Source organism: Octadecabacter dasysiphoniae (assembly GCF_021532615.1).
GTDB lineage: Bacteria > Pseudomonadota > Alphaproteobacteria > Rhodobacterales > Rhodobacteraceae > Octadecabacter > Octadecabacter dasysiphoniae.
In genome coordinates, this window is the sequence record NZ_JAKGAQ010000004.1 from 330,570 (window position 1) to 348,184 (window position 17,615).

A 17,615-nucleotide genomic window follows, 5' to 3' on the forward strand; every position below is an offset into this window, starting at 1 on the left:
GAAAAGGAACATAAGATGCGCGAAACACATCTCGAAGATGGCAAATGGTGGGTCAGCCCCTACAACTTTGAACCCGAAGTGCGCGGCGAATTGAACTTGCCGCCGAAGGTCGAAATCCATGATGCAACCCTGCGCGACGGTGAACAAACGCCGGGTGTTGTGTTCTCGGTGGATGACAAAATCGAGATCGCGACCAAGCTGGATGAATTGGGTGTTGATCGCATCGAAGCAGGCATGCCCGCTGTGTCCGTGGATGACCAAACCGCGATCAAGGAGATTTCGAAACTCGGGCTGAACTCCAAGATTTTCACCTTTGCGCGGGCCATGAAAACCGACATCGATCTGGCGCTGGAATGTGGCGCGGATGGCGTCGTGATCGAGGTGCCGATTGGTTACCCAAAACTTGTGACCCAGTTCGGTTGGACATGGCGCGACGTGGCTGAAAAAACCGCCCCGATTATCAAATACGCCAAAGACAACGGATTGCATGCGCTGTTCTTTCCCTACGACACGACCCGCGCGCGCAAGGATGATCTGACGAACCTGTGCAATTACATCATGGATCACACGGCACCGGATTCCATCGGCATCGTGGACACCATGGGCTGCGCGACGCCAGAGGCGATCAAGCACATGGTGCGCTGGGTCAACGACATGACGGGCCTGCCGATTGAAATCCATACGCACAACGATTTCGGTATGGGTGTTGCCACCGAACTGGCTGCGGTGACGGCGGGCGCTGTGTGCGTGCATTCTTGCGCAAACGGTCTGGGGGAGCGCACAGGCAATGCCGCCCTCGAAGAACTGATGATGGGTCTGCACCTGCTTTATGGATATGACACGCAGTACAAGCTCGATAAAATCCCTGAACTGGCGGACATGATTGCGCAGAAATCCAATATCCCGATTGCACGCAACAAACCTGTTTTGGGCCACGGCAATTTCATCCGCGAAAGCGGGATTGGCATCAACTATGTGATGAACGATCCGCTTGTGATGTTCGCCACGCACCCGTCCTTGACTGGTAAAGTTGGTGAGGTCGTTTTGGGCAAAAAATCCGGCAAAGCATCGATCATCTATAAGATGGGAGAGATGGGGATGGGCGAGCTGGAAGACGACAAAATCGCCGTTATTCTTGATGAGGTTAAAAAGGCAGGTATTGCCAAACGCGATGTTTTGTCCAATGAGGAATTCGCAAACATCGTTGCCTCAGTGAAGGCGGCCTAAACCGAGGGTAAGATCATTCCATTCCAGTCCCTTCCAACCCAGTCTGAATCAGCGACCAAGTTGGCATATCGTCAGCTTCGCGAGCTGCTTTTGACGGGCGGGCTCGCACCGGGCGAGAAGCTCAAAATCGATCGGTTGCGTCGGGTGCTGGATGTGGGTGCGTCACCCATTCGAGAAGCGCTAAGTCTGTTGGTGTCGGATCAGCTTGTGGTCCGGCACGAACAGCGCGGCTTTCAAGCCGCTGAAACCAGCCGTGAAAACTTTGATGAAATCCTGAGCCTTCGCAGTACCTTAGAGGGCAAAGCACTGTGTCAAAGCATGCAGCGCGCGACCCCTGAATGGATCGAAGATGTGGTTGTTGTTCATCACCGCATGACGCGCATGAAGGCGATTGGTTCAGACAAATTTGAACATGAGCACAAGAATTTTCACATGACGCTGATCGGGAACTGCAATTCGCCTTTGTTGTTGCGGATTTGTGACCAGTTGTATGATCTCAACATTCGGTATCGCTATATTGCGGGCCGGTCGCAGGACTATAAGGGACGCAAGGTCGAGGACGAGCATCAGGACATTCTGGATGCCGTGATTGCAGAAAATTCGGATCATGCGGTGGCATTGCTGCGTTCGCACTATGAAAAGACCGGCGATTTCCTGAAAGCTTATATTAAATAATTGTACATCTCGCTTAGGGCGGATCAGTGGTTTTTGCTGGCTGGCGCCACGTGGCAGACGGCTTCGATGTTGTGGCAGTCAGGGTCAAGAACGAAAGCCCCGTAGTAGTTTTCATGATAGTGGGGCCGTGGGCCTGGTGCGCCATTGTCGGCGCCGCCCGCTGCGATAGCGGCGGCGTAAAATGCATCAACCTGTGCATGGGTTTGGGCGGCAAGTGCGATGTGCAACGGGCCTTTTGTCGGGGCATCGTCGGTGATCCAGAACCATGGCCTGTCGTCCCCAAATCCTGTCACATTTGCGCCGCCCGTGTGTTCTATCGGAACGGTGAAAAGCCGCGTGACGTTCAAAGGGGCGAATGCCGCCGCATAGAACGCGACAGAACGGTCGAATTTCGTAACGCCGAACGTCATGTGATCAATCATAGTGCACCTCTCGAATGATCCAGATGTTGGACCAGCGCCGATGAAGAATCCAGCGACATCACGGACGGAATTGCTGTGGTCGGTTTTTTCGTTGTGGGCGCGGACGGGGCCAATCGCTTTGTTCGTGACGCGCCGAAACCTCCCGTTGTCGACAGGGGCTATTTCTTTGACTGGTTGATCCTCGATATGATCCCGGACGCGGGGTATCCGGCCGGTTTACGTCCGCATGTGCGAAGCGTGTCATCGCCGTCTTGACGCCCCAACACCCATCACTTAGGAACACGGTGTGAGCGGGTGTTGTGTAATGGTTAAGACCCCAGTTTTCCAAGCAGGGTGGTTGAGTTTCAGCTAGTCGCGCGGTGTTGCTAACAGCCTCATTTCATTTAATAATGAACTGCATGGGGTATCATCTGATATCACCAACTAGCATGCCGTTACCGACAAAAAGCAGACAAAATGCCAAAGCTCACAGAGACCTACGTTCGAAAGATTTCCCAGACAAAATCGGGCACCCAGAAGCTCTGGGATAGCGAGATTAAGGGGCTCGTCCTCTTCGTCGGGAAGAAGGCTAAGACATGGTATTTTCAGAAGGACGTCGGTGGGCAAACCAAGCGGGTTCTGATCGGTAGGTATCCTGTCATTTCGGCTGTGGCAGCACGGCAGACTGCGCTTGGGTTTGCGCTGGAATGGGGTAGGGGGCCGGTAAGCGGATCCAGATAGGAGCGCCAACACTTGAGGCGGCGATGGAAACGTACCTCGCCCGTCCAAAGCTGCGCTCTGAAACGAACAAGCAAGAAATCCGTCGTCAGTTCGCCAACCACATTAAGGACTGGATGAAGCTTCCGCTGGACGAAATCTCTAAGTCGATGGTTGCGCAACGCCACCGCGACCTGCGTTCGATCCCGTCGGGGGCAAATCACGTGCTGAAGTGCTTTCGCACAGTCTGGAACCACGCTCGCCGTATCCACGAATTGCCAGAGTGTCCGACTATCGCAGTTGAATGGTATGAAGAGGCGCTTGAAGCGAAGATTATTGACGATCTGGGGAATTGGCGGAGGACTGTTGATGAACTCTTCAATCCAATCCACAAAGTCTTTTACGAACTGCTGTTGTTCACCGGCTTCAGAAGAAGCGAGGCGCTGTCGCTCGAATGGAAGCACGTCCATGAGCACCATATCCACCTGCCGATGACCAAGAACGGTCGTAGCTTTGATTTACCGATTTTGCAGTTTCACCATGAGATCCTAGCGCCGCTCAATGGCCTGAGCTCTCAATGGGTGTTCCCATCCCCCAAGTCTTCAACTGGATATCTCGGACGGCCGGAACGGATGATGTATTCCCCACATACTCACCGGCGTACCTTTGCAACGGTGGCAATGGAGGCTGGTGTTCTTGAAGAGATCGTCGGTCGCTTGCTCAATCATACGCCACTGTCGATAACTGGGCGACGGTATGTGAAGCCTTCTCTGGACGCGCTGCGTCCGTCGATGGAAATTACGTGTAAGGAGCTTAGACATCGAACAGGACTCTAATGCTGAAACCGACGTCGTTCTGGAATCCGATGGCGGGCCGATCTGATTTCAGCAATTGAGAGCTTCTTAGTGTCAAATTGGCCAGACACCGACGAAGCGATCGGCCAAAGTTTCGCGGTTGAATTGGCTAAAGGAACGTTGGCTTTTCACTTAGCAGACGAAGCAATGCGCGCTACAATTCTGTCGCTCTTCCAGTTGCTTTCGGACAATGTTGCTGACGCGATCAGGCAACTACCTAAGGTAAAGCACTTTGGAAGAACCCTCTTCGGCCTTCATGATGCACGAGCAATTTCCGGTTGGTTAGACAGCAACATTGAAGGTCTACGACACATCCAAGATAGAGATGAATTGGTAGACTATATTTGGCCTCTGCTTGGTGAGATCATAACAAATAAAACTGCTCAAAAACTAACAAATCCAGAACTTTTGCCCGAGACGGCGAAGATGTGGGCGCAGGGGCGCTCCTACAACGCGATATGGAATTTCTTAAAGTCATCTGGGGCAAAACTGACTTGGGGTTCAAAATTTAGATCTCTGACCATTCAGCACATCGTTAACTTATGTGACGGTGCTTTCTCCTTTGACGGAACTTTGATCATAGGCGCAATAATTGAGCTGATTGATCAACATCAAACTGATGGCGACCAAGGTGGCGACGGCGAGCTAATTGAACGGCTCCAACTGTTATTAAAGGCCCTCAAATATGGGTTGCCCAACGAAACAGCTATTGCGATTCACGAAATTGGCTTTTCTGACAGAGTTGTAGCTCTTCAGCTGTACGAAGCCTTAGGGCAAGAAATCGGGGACAAAGATTCAATCAAGCTTCTCTTGCGTGCGAATCCCGATATTTCCAGAATCTGGATGTCAGAGTTCCCATCCTTTTATGCCGATAAGATGGATGAGATCATTCGTACGCAAGGATGACTTGATTCATTACGCCTCTACAGATTTTATAGCAGTGGGTTTAGGTGAAGGTCGATTGACACACATTGACTTAGCCGGATTCAGAACGGAATCTCATCATCTGGATCTTTTGCATCATATCCTCCCCTGTCACCGTACCCCCCAGATGGCTTCGGAAGTTCTTTACGTGGCGGTTCGATCTTCCTGATTTCCGGTGGTTTTGGAAGCTGCGGTTCCGCCTCCTTCGCATCATCGATAAGATCCATGATTTTCTCGAACCACGGCCACCAAGGGCGTGCGCCCGCTCGCTCAACATCCCCGCTGAGACCAGCAAGTGACCGGGCGAGGTCTGCGAAACGCTCATACCGTGTCCGGTTTTTACTGACCTCCTTGGCGAGGTTATTGAGGATATCAAAAAGCTTGTCTTTTTTATCTTCAGGCGTGGTCGATCCCTCCACCTCCGTTCTGATTTTTTCAATCAGGTGATGGATCTTCGACTTCTGCGCCTCGGTCAAACCCACTGTCATTGCATTACGGGTTCTCGAATTCATGATGCGCATCTGGACAATAACATTATCCACCGCCCGCAAGAAATCATCGAAGTTTTCTCGATGTTCATCTGAGTCTCGTGTGCTCACAGAAAACCCGGTTAGCGCGTCAATGTTCAATGCCGTTGCTGCAGCAAGGGTTTTGTTCATGTAGTCAGCAGTGAGATAGGACCAGTTCGAATTTTGATCCTCTTGCATATTCTCCATCTGCTGCCGAAATTCTTTTTCGATCTGTAGGAACGCCACATGATCGTCCCCTGAAAGCTCTTCATATGGGTTCATTTCTCGACCTCCAATCTTTTCTTTTTTGGGTGTATCTTGAAATACAGGAAGAGTGGAGCGGTCATTCGTAATCTTTGCATCCCCGGCATTTGGATTCCATGCTGCCGTTCTGCATATTTGTAATCGCTTCAAAGAACCATACCATCGGTATGGATTGTTGGGATCGGACCACTTGGCGCAATCGCAACGAATGTCTGAAATGACGGGCCGCACCACAGTGTTGCTATGGTCAGGTGAATGGCCGGTATGGGCCGCAGACGACAGGGCTCAAGCCATGATAATGATTGAGCGATCAATCAATGCGAACCCCGGAGGGAAGTATGGCAGAACCACGAAAAATTCACCTCGTTCTAGAGGAGGCTCAAGAAAAAAAGTCCCGTTGGCCGGGCGCCAACATCATCTTACCTTTCGTCTCCGCGGTCGCTGGAACTGTTGCCGTTCTGAGCATAGATTTGTTCAATCTGAAGCAAACACAAAGCCAGTTTGAAACGAGCCAAGGGCATCTTGAGGCCGAATTGGAGATCGTTAGAGAGCAGGGAAATCGCGAGCTAACGATTGCAGAGGATCGATTGCTTTCTCAAATCGTAACCAGTCTACAATCAACATCGGATTATGACGCGCAACGAAGAGCTATCAGTTTGGTGGCAGAGATTTCGGGCATTCAGCGTGCACTAGAAATCGAAGCTTTCAATCGCTCTGGCGCAACCATCCGAGCGCTTCAGCAGATCGCGCAATCAGTGGTCGAAGAAGGACGCCCAGAACATGATCCGGAGCTTGCTGCGCTGAACAGCGTGCTCGATACCGCACCTAAAGCTATCTTCATAGACTCATCGCACGAAAACAATGCCTATTGCGATGCTTCGGCTGGAAATCAGAGAACAAACATCGACGATATCTTCCCGATTGTGCGGCATCTACCATTTCAGTTTTTTGCAGAGCGAGTGTCATTCAATAGCTTTGGTTCTAAAGAGGCAGAGCAATTAGTGGAAAGGATAGTCATGCATGAACCTGAACTCATAGTGCTTCACCACGGCGCATTCGACGGCACAGATTTCCTAGACTCTATCGGTGGTGAGGATTTGACGATTTCCCTGTTTCTTGCAGCGGTGTTCGAAGAATATTCACCAAGCGTAATAATCTACTCCCGCACCAGCAACTTTTCAGAATCTGCGCCGGATTGGTATGCCGAACTTGGATCAAGCAGCCCATACTTTGAAAAATTGAATGCTGAGGTCTTAGCTAGGGAAGAAGATAGAACCAATAACCGCGACTGTTTTTCCAGACAGCAGCCCAATGGTCAAAGAATCCTAGCATCGGTCGAACGCGCAATTGCAACCATGGAAGCGTATCAACTGGGTTTAAGATAGCAACTTAAGCCGCTGATAAAGAGACTTAACCCTTCGAATGCGCTCTAATGCCCGAATGTCTGCGTTGGCAGGCTGCATTGCAGCATCGGACTGGTAGGATGAATGTCTGCTCAGGGCCGTAAGCGGTGTATCAAGCGTTTCTTGTTTTCGCTCTATTCGCAAATATTTTCGGCAATGAAGCAATTCGAACCGATGCAGCCATCCCAGCCTCCGGTCTTAATCGACTGGGATCTCTCGCCGAACTCGCCTTCTACAATTTCTGCTGACTGAATCCGGTCGAAACGAAAAATACGCTCGGACTCGTAGTCCCGCCCGTTGGTACAGCCTCGGGTCTGCCAGCCATGCATATAAAGCTGACCATTGTTTCCGACGCCGACTTGGTGCACGTCAACGAGCCGTGGTAGGCAGTCCTTGCTTGCATCTTCGTGGAAAACAACTTCGACGACGCGGCCTGTTTCAGCGGCCTTGCACAGCAGCGCTTCATGCTCCGGTTGGGCCTGCGCGGATGAACAAAACGCAATGGACGTTACCAAAGCGAGTGTGTGTTGAATGATTTTCATTTTGGAGCTTTCTCGATGAAGGCTTGTTATGTGTGATGGCTTTGCCAAGTCGTACCCTACTGGTGATGACTACAGGGGCCAACGTCTTGTTTGGGCCCCTATTTCGTCTTGGTTGCATAGTTGGAGGGATCTAAGACCATTGTCTTGACGCCCGCAATGCGCAGAGCCGTTAAGTTCTTTCAGAAAGCCACCAAACGCATTAGGTACGTTTATCTTCACAAATCTGGAGCACGTCATGGCGCAAAAAGCTACCATCTACAAAGTTGAACTTTCCGTCTCCGACATGGATCATCATTATTATGAGACCCACAAACTGACTGTGGCAAAACATCCCTCAGAGACGGATGAGCGACTAATGGTGCGTATCCTCGCCTTTGCCCTGAATGCCCATGAGCATTTGGAGATGACCAAAGGTCTCTCAACGGATGATGAGCCCGACATTTGGCAGAAAAGCCTGAGTGGGGAGCTGGATTTGTGGGTAGCTTTAGGGCTTCCGAGCGAAAAGGTTGTGCGTCAGTCCTCCGGCAAAGCCAGCAAAGTGATTGTCTATACTTACGGCGGTAGGACCGCGGAAATGTGGTGGGAAAAGATCAAAAATAGCACCACCCGTTTTGATAACCTTCAGGTCATGAACCTTTTGGAGAAGGAGACCCGTGATCTTGGAGAACTGGCAAATCGCTCAATGAAGGTGCAGGTGAACATTCAGGAAGGCGAGGTCATGGTTAGTGTCGATGACGCCATTGTCTACGTGACCCCGATTGAATGGAAGAGTGCAGGATAGGTTGCTGACGTGTTGAACAAATTCGGACACCTCACGACGCTGCCCGAGGGCCCCTTTCGTTTCATTGCGTTAGACGTCGAAACAGCGGGCAAAACGATTGGTGGCATATGTCAGATCGGGCTTTGCTTTGTCAGCGAAACGGGGGCTGTGCAGACCTATTCCGTCTTGATTGACCCGGAGGAACCTTTTGAGTCGTTCAATACCGAGCTGCATGGGATTAGCGCTGAAACCATCGCGGGCGCTGGATCATTTCCAACGGTCTATGGGTTTTTGTTTGACCTTCTGAACACGCACAGACTTGTGCAACACAGCACATTTGATGAAAAGGCCCTCACGTCCGCTTGCGCGCGATATGACGTGCCAATGATAACCTCACATTGGACCAACAGCGTCACCGTTGCCCGTCAGGCTTGGCCTGCGTTGAAGGGGGCAGGGGGACACGGTTTGGCCAACCTCAAAAAGCACCTAGGGCTTGAGTTTCATCACCATGACGCAGGCGAGGACGCGCGTGCCGCGGCGACAGTCATATTGAGGGCAGAAGACGTTTTAGGTTCGCCGTTTTCCCACCTCACGATCAACCGTCAGTTGGCGTTCCAGTTTGAAGATCGCTAATAGAAATAGTCGAGGATGGGCGTATTGGAAAAGCCGCACTGCAGCAGCCAGATAGATCGGTAAGGGGCGACTTGGGCTGTTTGTCGCGTCGACACTGCGCTTGTTAGCGAAACATTGACGATCGCCGTCTTGACGCCCTCAAATCCATGAAATATGCGTACTTTTGTTGAGCGGGTGTTGTGTAATGGTTAAGACCCCAGTTTTCCAAACTGGAGATGGGGGTTCGATTCCCCCCACCCGCTCCAACCTCCACCAATTCCTTTTTGCGTACTGCGATTGCAATCGACTTGTACTTGGGTTGGGCGCCTTCAGCGTTCGTGATGCTTTATGAATTGATGGCGTTCGGGGGATCGTTTGCCAAATGCGACATGGTGGCGGTTGTGCGTCTGGCGAGGCGGGACTAAGTCTTCGGTGACCAAAATGACGACCCCAAGGATTGATCATGGCTGACGCCCCGAAACTTGCCATCGAAGAACGCGCAAGATCAAAAGAAATCAGCGCGCTGGGTGCGCTTTGGCCGTTCATGAAACCTTACGGCTGGATGATCGCGCTGGCCGGAACGGCCCTTGTGATTACGGCGCTTATGTCGCTGGTGTTGCCGATTGCTGTGCGCCGTGTTGTTGATAATTTTGAAATCGCAGAGCCGGGTTTGCTGGATGGATATTTCGGCGCCGCGCTGGGTATTGCCGCCATTTTGGCCGTGGGCACGGCATTGCGTTATTATTTTGTGACGCGGTTGGGCGAACGGGTTGTGGCCGATATTCGTGTGGCGGTGTTTGATCGCATGATCGGCATGTCGCCGTCGTTTTATGAAAAAGTCATGACCGGCGAAGTCCTGAGCAGGATCACCACGGACACGACCCTAATCCTGAGCGTGATTGGATCGTCCGTATCGATTGCCCTTCGCAACAGCCTGATCCTGATCGGCGGCATCGGTTTGATGCTGTATACGTCGGTGAAAATGTCGCTGATGGTGTTGTGGCCGATCCCTGTGATTATCTTTCCAATTATTATACTCGGGCGTCGTGTTCGTAAGTTGAGCAAGGAAAACCAGGATTGGATTGCGCAAAGTTCCGGTGATGCGTCCGAACAATTGCTGTCCGCACAGACGGTGCAGGCATTCACGCACGAAGGCGTCAGCCGTGGTAATTTCCACCGTGTAACCGAACACAGTTTTGATGCCGCCCGCCGACGCATTGCCACCCGCGCAGTTCTGACGGCCATTGTTATTTTCATGGCCTTTAGTGCCATTGTCGGGTTCCTTTGGATGGGCGCTGCGGACGTGCAGGCGGGCATCATCACCGTCGGGGAACTTGTTCAGTTCATGATTTATACGATCATGGTTGCAGGTGCGGTCGCCGCGTTGACCGAGATCTGGTCAGAACTTCAGCGCGCGGCAGGGGCCACTGAACGCCTTGTTGAACTGCTGACAGCGCAAGATGCTGTGGCCGATCCGATTGCGCCGCACGCTGCCCCGGAAACGCGCCATGGTGAAATTGCGTTTAACGACGTTGGGTTTGCCTACCCAGCGCGCCCCGGCGTTCAGGCGCTTGACGGGGTGTCGTTTACCGTCAAGCCGGGTGAAACCGTTGCGCTTGTCGGGCCGTCAGGTGCGGGCAAGACGACCATTATCCAGCTGTTGTTGCGGTTTTATGATCCTGCATCAGGCCAAATTACGCTCGATGGTGTGGACCTGCGCGATCTGGATCGTGCTGATTTCCGTCGCCATATGGCGCTTGTCCCACAAGACCCTGTTATTTTCGCCGCCTCCGCGCGTGAAAACATCCGCTTTGGTCGCCCCGATGCCACAGACGCCGAAGTCATCGCTGCCGCCAAAGCCGCGGCAGCACATGATTTCTTGTCCGCGCTGCCCGAAGGGTATGACAGCTATGTGGGCGAACGTGGTGTGATGCTGTCTGGCGGGCAAAAGCAACGCATTGCCATCGCCCGTGCGATCCTGCGCGACGCACCTGTGTTATTGTTGGACGAAGCGACTTCAGCACTGGACGCAGAATCCGAACGTGCGGTGCAGCACGCGGTTGATCATCTGTCGCAGAACCGCACGACACTGATCGTGGCGCACCGTCTTGCGACGGTCAAAAAGGCGGATCGGATTATCGTGTTTGAAGCCGGTAAAATCGCAGCCATTGGCACGCATGATGCGCTGGTTGCGCAAAACGGGCTTTATGCGCGTCTGGCGCGACTGCAATTCACCGATGGGGTCGCGGCTGAATAAGTCCGCTGCTGTCGCGGCCACTGGGCGCTGTAGGGCCCCGCTACCATGATCAATGCAGGCAGATCCGAGATGGGACTGTTTGATTTTTGGGAGAATTCGTCCAATCGATAGCGGACGCGCCAACGGTTGAAACGCATAACACGGAAATTGCAGAGCTTGGTCTAGCTGCGGACATTTCGGTTGAAGGCGAAAGCCGCGGTCAAAGGCAAAGCTGTATCCAATGAGATGTGCGAGCCTTTACATGAAGGGTTTTGAGGCAGGTAAACCAATATTGCCGGACCCTTACAATATTTATCCCGGTCAAGTTCTGCGCATCCCGCACGGGGACTAGCGCATAATCAGCTCATTTGATTTTGATGTAGGATTGCTCCTCCGAAAGGGGGGATGCCCTTTTTCGTAGCGTCAGGCTTGCGCGGCGGGCTAATAGGCCACATCTTGCTTACAGGGACAAAACCGCCGGAGGAGGCGGAACAATCAACAGGGAGGTGCGACCAATGACATTTGCGTCAATGGCCGATCGGAATGCTATCGAAAATGAAATGCCGTGGGAGGAGCGTAAGCTGCCCCATTCCGTCTGGGCCCTGTTGGGACAGACCGTTGAAAAACATGGCGATCGCAACGCGGTTACGTTCCAGATGTTTTCTGGCGACAATGATCCGGCGGAAACGCTGACGTGGTCGCAGTTGCAGGGTAAAGTCGCCCAAACCGCCAACCTGTTTCGCGACCTTGGGGTCGGGTCCGATGATGTTGTGGCGTTCTTGTTGCCCAATTCAATGGAAACAGTGCTGACGTATCTGGGTGGTACAGTTGCGGGGATCGTAAACCCGATCAACCCGCTGTTGGATGCGGACCAGATCGGCGCGATCCTGAAAGAAACCGGTGCCAAGGTTCTTGTGACGCTAAAGGCGTTCCCAAAAACCGACGTTGCGCAAAAGGCGGCTGAGGCCGTCGACATGGCCCCCAATGTCAAAACCGTGGTCGAAATGGATTTGCTGAAATACATCGGCGGGATCAAAAAGCTGATCGTGCCGCTGATCCGCCCAAAGGTGCAGGTCAAACACGGCGCAAAGATCGTGGATTTCAATAAATCCATCGCCAAACAGCCGACCACCCTGACATTCGAAGACCCAACCGAAGACCGCGTAGCAGCGTATTTTCACACAGGCGGCACCACGGGCATGCCCAAGGTCGCCCAGCACCGCAATTCGGGCATCGTATACAACGGCTGGCTTGGACATCGGTTGTTGTTCACTGAGGACGATGTGCAGATATGCCCGCTGCCGCTGTTCCACGTGTTCGCGACAATTGTGTGCATGGGGGCATCGCTTGCGTCTGGTGCGCACATCGTTTTCCCGACCCCGCAAGGGTATCGCGGTGAAGGCGTGTTCGACAATTTCTGGAAGCTGGTCGAACGCCACAAAGTGACCTTTATGATCACCGTGCCGACGGCCATGTCGGCCCTTATGCAGCGCCCCGTGAACGCCGATACATCTACGTTGAAAATCGCGTTCTGTGGGTCGGCCCCTCTGCCGCTTGAGCTTTATAAGAAATTCGAAGCCGCCGCAGGCGTCACAATTTGCGAAGGTTACGGTTTGACCGAAGCCACTTGTCTGGTGTCCATCAACCCGCCACAGGGTGAAAAGAAGGTCGGATCAATCGGCTGTCCGTTCCCTTATACGAATGTCCGTATCATCGATCCGGCAACACAGCTTGACCTAGGCACGGATGAAATTGGGGAAATCTGCGTTTATTCGCCCGGTGTTTCCCAGGGCGACACCTATACCGAAGCGCCCAAAAACGCGGACCTTTATTATCCCGGCGCCAACGTCAAAGGCCGCCAGTATCTGCGCACAGGCGATCTGGGCCGCATTGATGAGGACGGCTATCTTTGGATCACAGGCCGCGCTAAGGATTTGATCATTCGTGGGGGTCATAACATCGACCCTGCCGAAATCGAAGAAGCCCTTGCAGGCCATTCCGAAGTCGCCTTTGCAGGTGCCATTGGCCAACCGGACGCCCATGCGGGCGAAGTACCCGCCGCCTACGTCGAACTGACAGACGGTGCCACTGTCACGGTCGCGGAACTGATGGAATTTGCCAACAATCACATCCACGAACGTGCGGCCTATCCAAAACACCTCGAAATTATGGATGAACTGCCCAAGACCGCCGTCGGCAAAATCTTCAAACCCGACTTGCGCAGATCTGCAATCACCCGCGTTTACAACGCATCGCTGGACAAGGCGGGCGTGGGGGCACAGGTGACAGCCGTGATGGAAGACAAGAAACTGGGCCTTGTTGCGCATCTGTCCAGAACGGGTGACGCGACGGACGAACAGGTCAAAGATGTTCTTGGGTCATTCACGCGCCCTTGGGTCTGGGCCGACTGATCCGGTTTCGGCAAATTGAGACAAAGCGCCGCCCTGACGGGGCGGCGTTTTGCGTTTACACAGTGCGCATCAGGAAGGGGCCACGATGCCTGCTCAATACCCGATTGCTGTGATGGACGGCACCTGTGCGCTATGTGCGTTTGGCGCGAAAATGGTGCATTGGTTGGATCGGTCGGGCGATATCCGTATTGCCCCGATCCAAGGTGAAACCGGGGCGGCTTTGATGGTGGAACATGGGCTTGATCCGCTTGATCCCGACAGCTGGCTGTTCATTGAGGAAGACGGTACCGTGACGTGCGATCTTGATGCGCTGATCCGTTTGGGTCGTCGCACCGGTGGGCTTGGCTGGCTTCTTACGTGGCTCAAACTTTTTCCCAAACCAGCCCGTGATTGGATGTATGCCCGCGTTGCGCGCAATCGATATGCAATGTTCGGGCGGGCCGAAATGTGTGACATTCCCAATGAGGCGTTAAGGGCGCGATTGCTGCCATGAAGATTATGGTGATCGGCGGCACGGGCGCATTTGGCGCGCGGTTGTGTGACCTCTTGTGGCGCGACGGGCATGATGTGACGATTGCCAGCCGACGAAAGCCAACAGCAGGCGATCCGGCAGGTCGGGGGCGCGTCATGCGAAACGGAAACAAGGCCCCAAATCTCGCCGACTTTAAGCATCTGAAATTTGACCGAGACGGGCCGCTTACGGGATTTGACACCTTTGATGTGATCGTTGATGCCGCGGGACCGTTTCATGCGTATGGAACTGATCCTTACCGTGTTCCCAAGGCGGCGATTGCCGCAGGTGCCCATTACTTTGATTTGTGCGACAACGCTGATTTTTGCCAAGGGATCAACGTGTTGTCGCGCGATGCTAAGGTTGCTGGAGTATGTGTTTATTCAGGGATGTCGTCTGTTCCGGCGATATCGTCTGCTGTTGTGGATGGTCTGCGCGGCGACGCACGCCCGTTGGCGATTGAAACGGCCATTCTACCGGGCAACAAAGCGCCGCGCGGGCGCGCTGTCGTTGAAAGCATCTTGGATCAAACGGGGCGGTATTACACCGAAAAACAGGGAGGTTCGGATATTGATGTGCGCTCGTGGTCTGATCCGAAGACCTATGATTTCGGGGGTTATCGCCGCCAAGGTTGGCGCATTGAAGTGCCGGATCAACGCCTGTTCCCCGATCATTTCGACTGCCCCAATGTGTCCTTTCGCGCGGGGCTGGAACTCGGCGTGATGCGGTACGGGCTTGGTTTGTTATCCTATTTGCGCAGTAAGCTGGACTTTGGGATCACCGATTGGTTCGTGTCTTTGATGACGTTCGGGGCACGGGTGTTGGCGCCGTTTGGAACGGATCGGGGCGGCATGATTGTCCAGATCGATTTAGCGCAAGGGAATGAAGTCAAACGCAAATCGTGGATCATGCGGGCGACGAACGGGGATGGGCCCTACACGCCCGCCATCGCAATTCGCGCGGCCTGTCGTGATATTTCCAGCCTGCCACACGGTGCGGGGCCTGCTTTGTCTTTAATATCATTGGACAAAATCGAAGCGTGTTTTGACGATCTCAACATCGAAACGCAAATTACCGAAGCCGAATGTATCCCGATGTTCAGGCAGGTTCTTGGGGCGGACATGGACCGTTTGCCTGCGGCCGTTAAGGCCACCCACGATGCTGTAACAACACGTAGATTCAAAGGGCTGGCGCGCGTGACACGTGGCAATGGATTGCAAGCCCGTGTTGCGGCTGCCTTGTTCGGCTTTCCCCCTAGCGCCGATGAGATCGAGGTTGAGGTCACTAAAACCCCGACACCAAACGGTGAAACATGGGTGCGCCGTTTTGGGCGCGCGACGTTTCAATCCCATTTGCGCGCAAGATCTAGTGGCATGACGGAACGGTTTGGCGCGATGACGTTTGAATTAGACCTTCAAGTTCAGGGAGGTAAGCTGCATTTTCCCGTCAAAAGGGGCCGTATGTGGGGCATTGCGATTCCGCGTATGTTGCTGCCCCAATCCATCGCGACTGAGGCAGTGATCGACGGGACGTTTCATTTTGATGTCCACCTTAAAGCACCGACAGGGGCGACGTTGATCCATTATCAAGGCTGGCTGAAACCCGTTTAGGGCTGGCAGTGCCGATCATTCTAAACCACGCTTCGCCAGATCAACAAGGAGCCCCGCGTGTGACCAAAACATCCATCGAAGAATCCCAGCAAAACGCGGCAGCACGTCGCGCAAAGGGTGAATTTGTACGCGGAATCAGCGGGTTTCGTTCAATCCTAGGCGAAGATCCGGATTTTCCAGCTGAGGCGGGGCGCTATCACGTGTTTGTCGCCCTTAACTGCCCGTGGTGCCACCGCGTGACGCTTGCGCGCAACGTGTTGGGGTTGCAAGACAGCATTACGATGGACGTGGCATTCCCAAGCCGCACCACCGAAGACGACCCGATCGCGCCGAACCGTTGGGAATTCAACCCTGATCGCGTGGCATCCTTAACGGGTACGACACTGCGCGAATGTACAGGCGAGACCGCGACAGGGCAGGCCTTTCGCCTCGCCAAGCAGATTTATGAGGCCGAGGGGTCTGATGAGGCGTCTGTTCCGATCCTGTACGACAAGAAAACAAAACGGATCGTTACAAACGAAAGCGCTGATATTATCCGCATGTTTAACGCACAAGCGCGCGCCTTAGGGAGCAGCATTCCAGACGATAAACGGCCTGACCTTTATCCGCAGAGCGATGAGGCTGCGCCTTTGCGCGACGTGATTGATACCCTCAACCAGCAGATTTATGTCGGCATTAACAACGGGGCCTACAAGGCGGGGTTCTCGTCTGATCAAGCGATCTATGCGGCGGCGTTCACGGCCTATTTTGACACGCTTTCCAAGTTGGAAAATTTGCTGGCATCCGACAACCGCCCCTTTTTGACAGGCGACACGTTTACGGAAGCAGATTTGCGTCTGTTTCCGACGCTGTATCGTCATGATCCGGTGTATTACGTACGCATGAAGCTGAACGGTGCGCGCATATTGGATTATCCGCATCTGTGGCGATGGGTGTGCCGTGTGTATGCGTTGCCGGGCGTTGCTGACAGCAATTCATTGATCCATTGCCGGCAGGGGTATTTTGGACGGTCCTGGAACAATGTTGTCCCTTTAGGCCCCATGCGTCCCATGCCATACCCCGACGCCTACGGGCATCCCGACCTTGCGACCGATCGCAGGTGAATGGTGCCGGATTAGCGATAAAACAGCCCGCCACCCTTCCAAATCCCAGAGGTTACTTTGCAGTTTAGAATTAAAACGCATCTGGTCTATTCAGCGGCCCGGCCCAGCGATGTTCTGTTGCAAATCGAGGCCCTGCATGACGACGAACAGCTGTGTCTAAAGGGCGGGGTTGATGCGGTAACCGCGGCGGGATCAAACGTGGTTTCGGGCGATGAGGGGCTTGGCCTGCGCAGATGGGTGCATGTGGAACGCCAATTTGAATGTACTTATGACGCGATTGTGGATGTGGTGCGCGGCGGCGTTGCGCTGGATCGCTGCGCACAGACGGCGCTGGCGTCTATCCCCGGCGATGTGACGAAATTCCTGATGCCATCGCGCTATTGCTACCCCGAAGATTTCTTTGAATTCTGCGCCACACAATTTGGGGCGCTGTCGGGTGGGGCGCTGATTGCGGCGATGTCCAATTGGATCAAGACGCACTTCACCTACGATATTGGCGCCAGCGATGCCAAGACGACCGCCACGCAAAGCTTTGCGGCGCGCGCCGGTGTGTGCCGCGATTATGCCCATGTGTTGATCGCGATGGCGCGGGCGGTGGGCGTTCCCGCGCGCTTCGTGAGCGTCTATGCGCCGGACGTGTCCCCGCAGGACTTTCACGCCGTTGCCGAGGTCTATCTTGGGGGGCGCTGGCATCTGGTTGATCCCACAGGCATGGCACAGGCGCCTGAAATTGTGCGCATCGGGGTGGGTCGTGATGCGGCGGATGTATCTTTCATGACCTCCTACGGTGAATTGATGCTTATAAAACAGACGGTTGAGGTCTCGCGTGTCGCGCCTAGCAGTTAATATTGCTCAT

Annotated in this window: 15 protein-coding genes, 1 tRNA gene and 1 pseudogene; 14 read left to right on the forward strand and 3 right to left on the reverse strand. The window is 53.6% G+C overall.

What is annotated here, in order from left to right:
• Positions 1-15 precede the first annotated feature (15 nt).
• A complete protein-coding gene (locus tag L0664_RS16025) occupies positions 16-1,227 on the forward strand; it encodes a 2-isopropylmalate synthase (protein WP_235226906.1) in 1,212 nt (403 codons plus the stop codon).
• A gap of 60 nt (positions 1,228-1,287) precedes the next feature.
• Positions 1,288-1,902, forward strand: a complete 615-nt coding sequence (locus L0664_RS16030; RefSeq protein ID WP_235226907.1) for a GntR family transcriptional regulator — start codon at positions 1,288-1,290, stop codon at positions 1,900-1,902.
• 23 nt (positions 1,903-1,925) lie between these two features.
• Here the strand turns inward: L0664_RS16030 and L0664_RS16035 are convergent, their stop codons facing one another.
• Positions 1,926-2,324 carry a VOC family protein gene (locus L0664_RS16035; RefSeq protein ID WP_235226908.1) on the reverse strand — a complete coding sequence of 133 codons (399 nt, stop codon included), beginning with the start codon at positions 2,322-2,324 and terminating at the stop codon, positions 1,926-1,928.
• Positions 2,325-2,780: 456 nt separating this feature from the next.
• Between L0664_RS16035 and L0664_RS16040 the strand changes: the two are divergent.
• A pseudogene (locus L0664_RS16040) lies at positions 2,781-3,856 on the forward strand (tyrosine-type recombinase/integrase).
• A gap of 69 nt (positions 3,857-3,925) precedes the next feature.
• Positions 3,926-4,780 carry a hypothetical protein gene (locus L0664_RS16045; protein WP_235226909.1) on the forward strand — a complete coding sequence of 285 codons (855 nt, stop codon included), beginning with the start codon at positions 3,926-3,928 and terminating at the stop codon, positions 4,778-4,780.
• An 80-nt stretch (positions 4,781-4,860) separates the two neighbouring features.
• On the opposite strand, the gene L0664_RS16050 is transcribed toward L0664_RS16045, so the two are convergent.
• Positions 4,861-5,721, reverse strand: a complete 861-nt coding sequence (locus tag L0664_RS16050; RefSeq protein WP_235226910.1) for a hypothetical protein — start codon at positions 5,719-5,721, stop codon at positions 4,861-4,863.
• Between the two features lie 188 nt (positions 5,722-5,909).
• Here L0664_RS16050 and L0664_RS16055 point away from each other — a divergent pair, with 188 nt between their 5' ends.
• A complete protein-coding gene (locus L0664_RS16055; protein ID WP_235226911.1) occupies positions 5,910-6,956 on the forward strand; it encodes a hypothetical protein in 1,047 nt (348 codons plus the stop codon).
• A gap of 152 nt (positions 6,957-7,108) precedes the next feature.
• On the opposite strand, the gene L0664_RS16060 is transcribed toward L0664_RS16055, so the two are convergent.
• Positions 7,109-7,516 (reverse strand): WYL domain-containing protein, encoded by a 408-nt coding sequence (locus L0664_RS16060; protein ID WP_235226912.1) that lies wholly within the window; start codon positions 7,514-7,516, stop codon positions 7,109-7,111.
• Between the two features lie 235 nt (positions 7,517-7,751).
• Here L0664_RS16060 and L0664_RS16065 point away from each other — a divergent pair, with 235 nt between their 5' ends.
• The 9 genes from L0664_RS16065 (at position 7,752) to L0664_RS16110 (ending at position 17,605) form a co-directional block, all read left to right on the forward strand.
• A complete protein-coding gene (locus L0664_RS16065) occupies positions 7,752-8,297 on the forward strand; it encodes a YaeQ family protein (protein ID WP_235226913.1) in 546 nt (181 codons plus the stop codon).
• A 12-nt stretch (positions 8,298-8,309) separates the two neighbouring features.
• Entirely contained in the window at positions 8,310-8,909 is a 600-nt protein-coding gene (locus L0664_RS16070) for an exonuclease domain-containing protein (protein WP_235226962.1), read from the forward strand.
• Positions 8,910-9,079: 170 nt separating this feature from the next.
• Positions 9,080-9,154: transfer RNA gene (locus tag L0664_RS16075), tRNA-Gly, on the forward strand.
• A 197-nt stretch (positions 9,155-9,351) separates the two neighbouring features.
• A complete protein-coding gene (locus L0664_RS16080; protein ID WP_235226914.1) occupies positions 9,352-11,145 on the forward strand; it encodes an ABC transporter transmembrane domain-containing protein in 1,794 nt (597 codons plus the stop codon).
• Positions 11,146-11,639: 494 nt separating this feature from the next.
• Complete coding sequence (locus tag L0664_RS16090; protein ID WP_235226915.1) at positions 11,640-13,535, forward strand: acyl-CoA synthetase; 1,896 nt, start codon at positions 11,640-11,642, stop codon at positions 13,533-13,535.
• Positions 13,536-13,620: 85 nt separating this feature from the next.
• On the forward strand, positions 13,621-14,028 hold the full coding sequence (locus tag L0664_RS16095; RefSeq protein ID WP_235226916.1) for a thiol-disulfide oxidoreductase DCC family protein: 408 nt from the start codon (positions 13,621-13,623) through the stop codon (positions 14,026-14,028).
• Positions 14,025-15,656 carry an SDR family oxidoreductase gene (locus L0664_RS16100; protein WP_235226917.1) on the forward strand — a complete coding sequence of 544 codons (1,632 nt, stop codon included), beginning with the start codon at positions 14,025-14,027 and terminating at the stop codon, positions 15,654-15,656. Before L0664_RS16095 ends, L0664_RS16100 begins: the two co-directional genes overlap by 4 nt.
• Before the next feature lie 59 nt (positions 15,657-15,715).
• The gene (locus L0664_RS16105) at positions 15,716-16,759 is read left to right on the forward strand and encodes a glutathione S-transferase C-terminal domain-containing protein (RefSeq protein WP_235226918.1); all 1,044 of its coding nucleotides are present in this window, start codon (positions 15,716-15,718) and stop codon (positions 16,757-16,759) included.
• 57 nt (positions 16,760-16,816) lie between these two features.
• Complete coding sequence (locus L0664_RS16110) at positions 16,817-17,605, forward strand: transglutaminase-like domain-containing protein (protein ID WP_235226919.1); 789 nt, start codon at positions 16,817-16,819, stop codon at positions 17,603-17,605.
• Positions 17,606-17,615 lie beyond the last annotated feature (10 nt).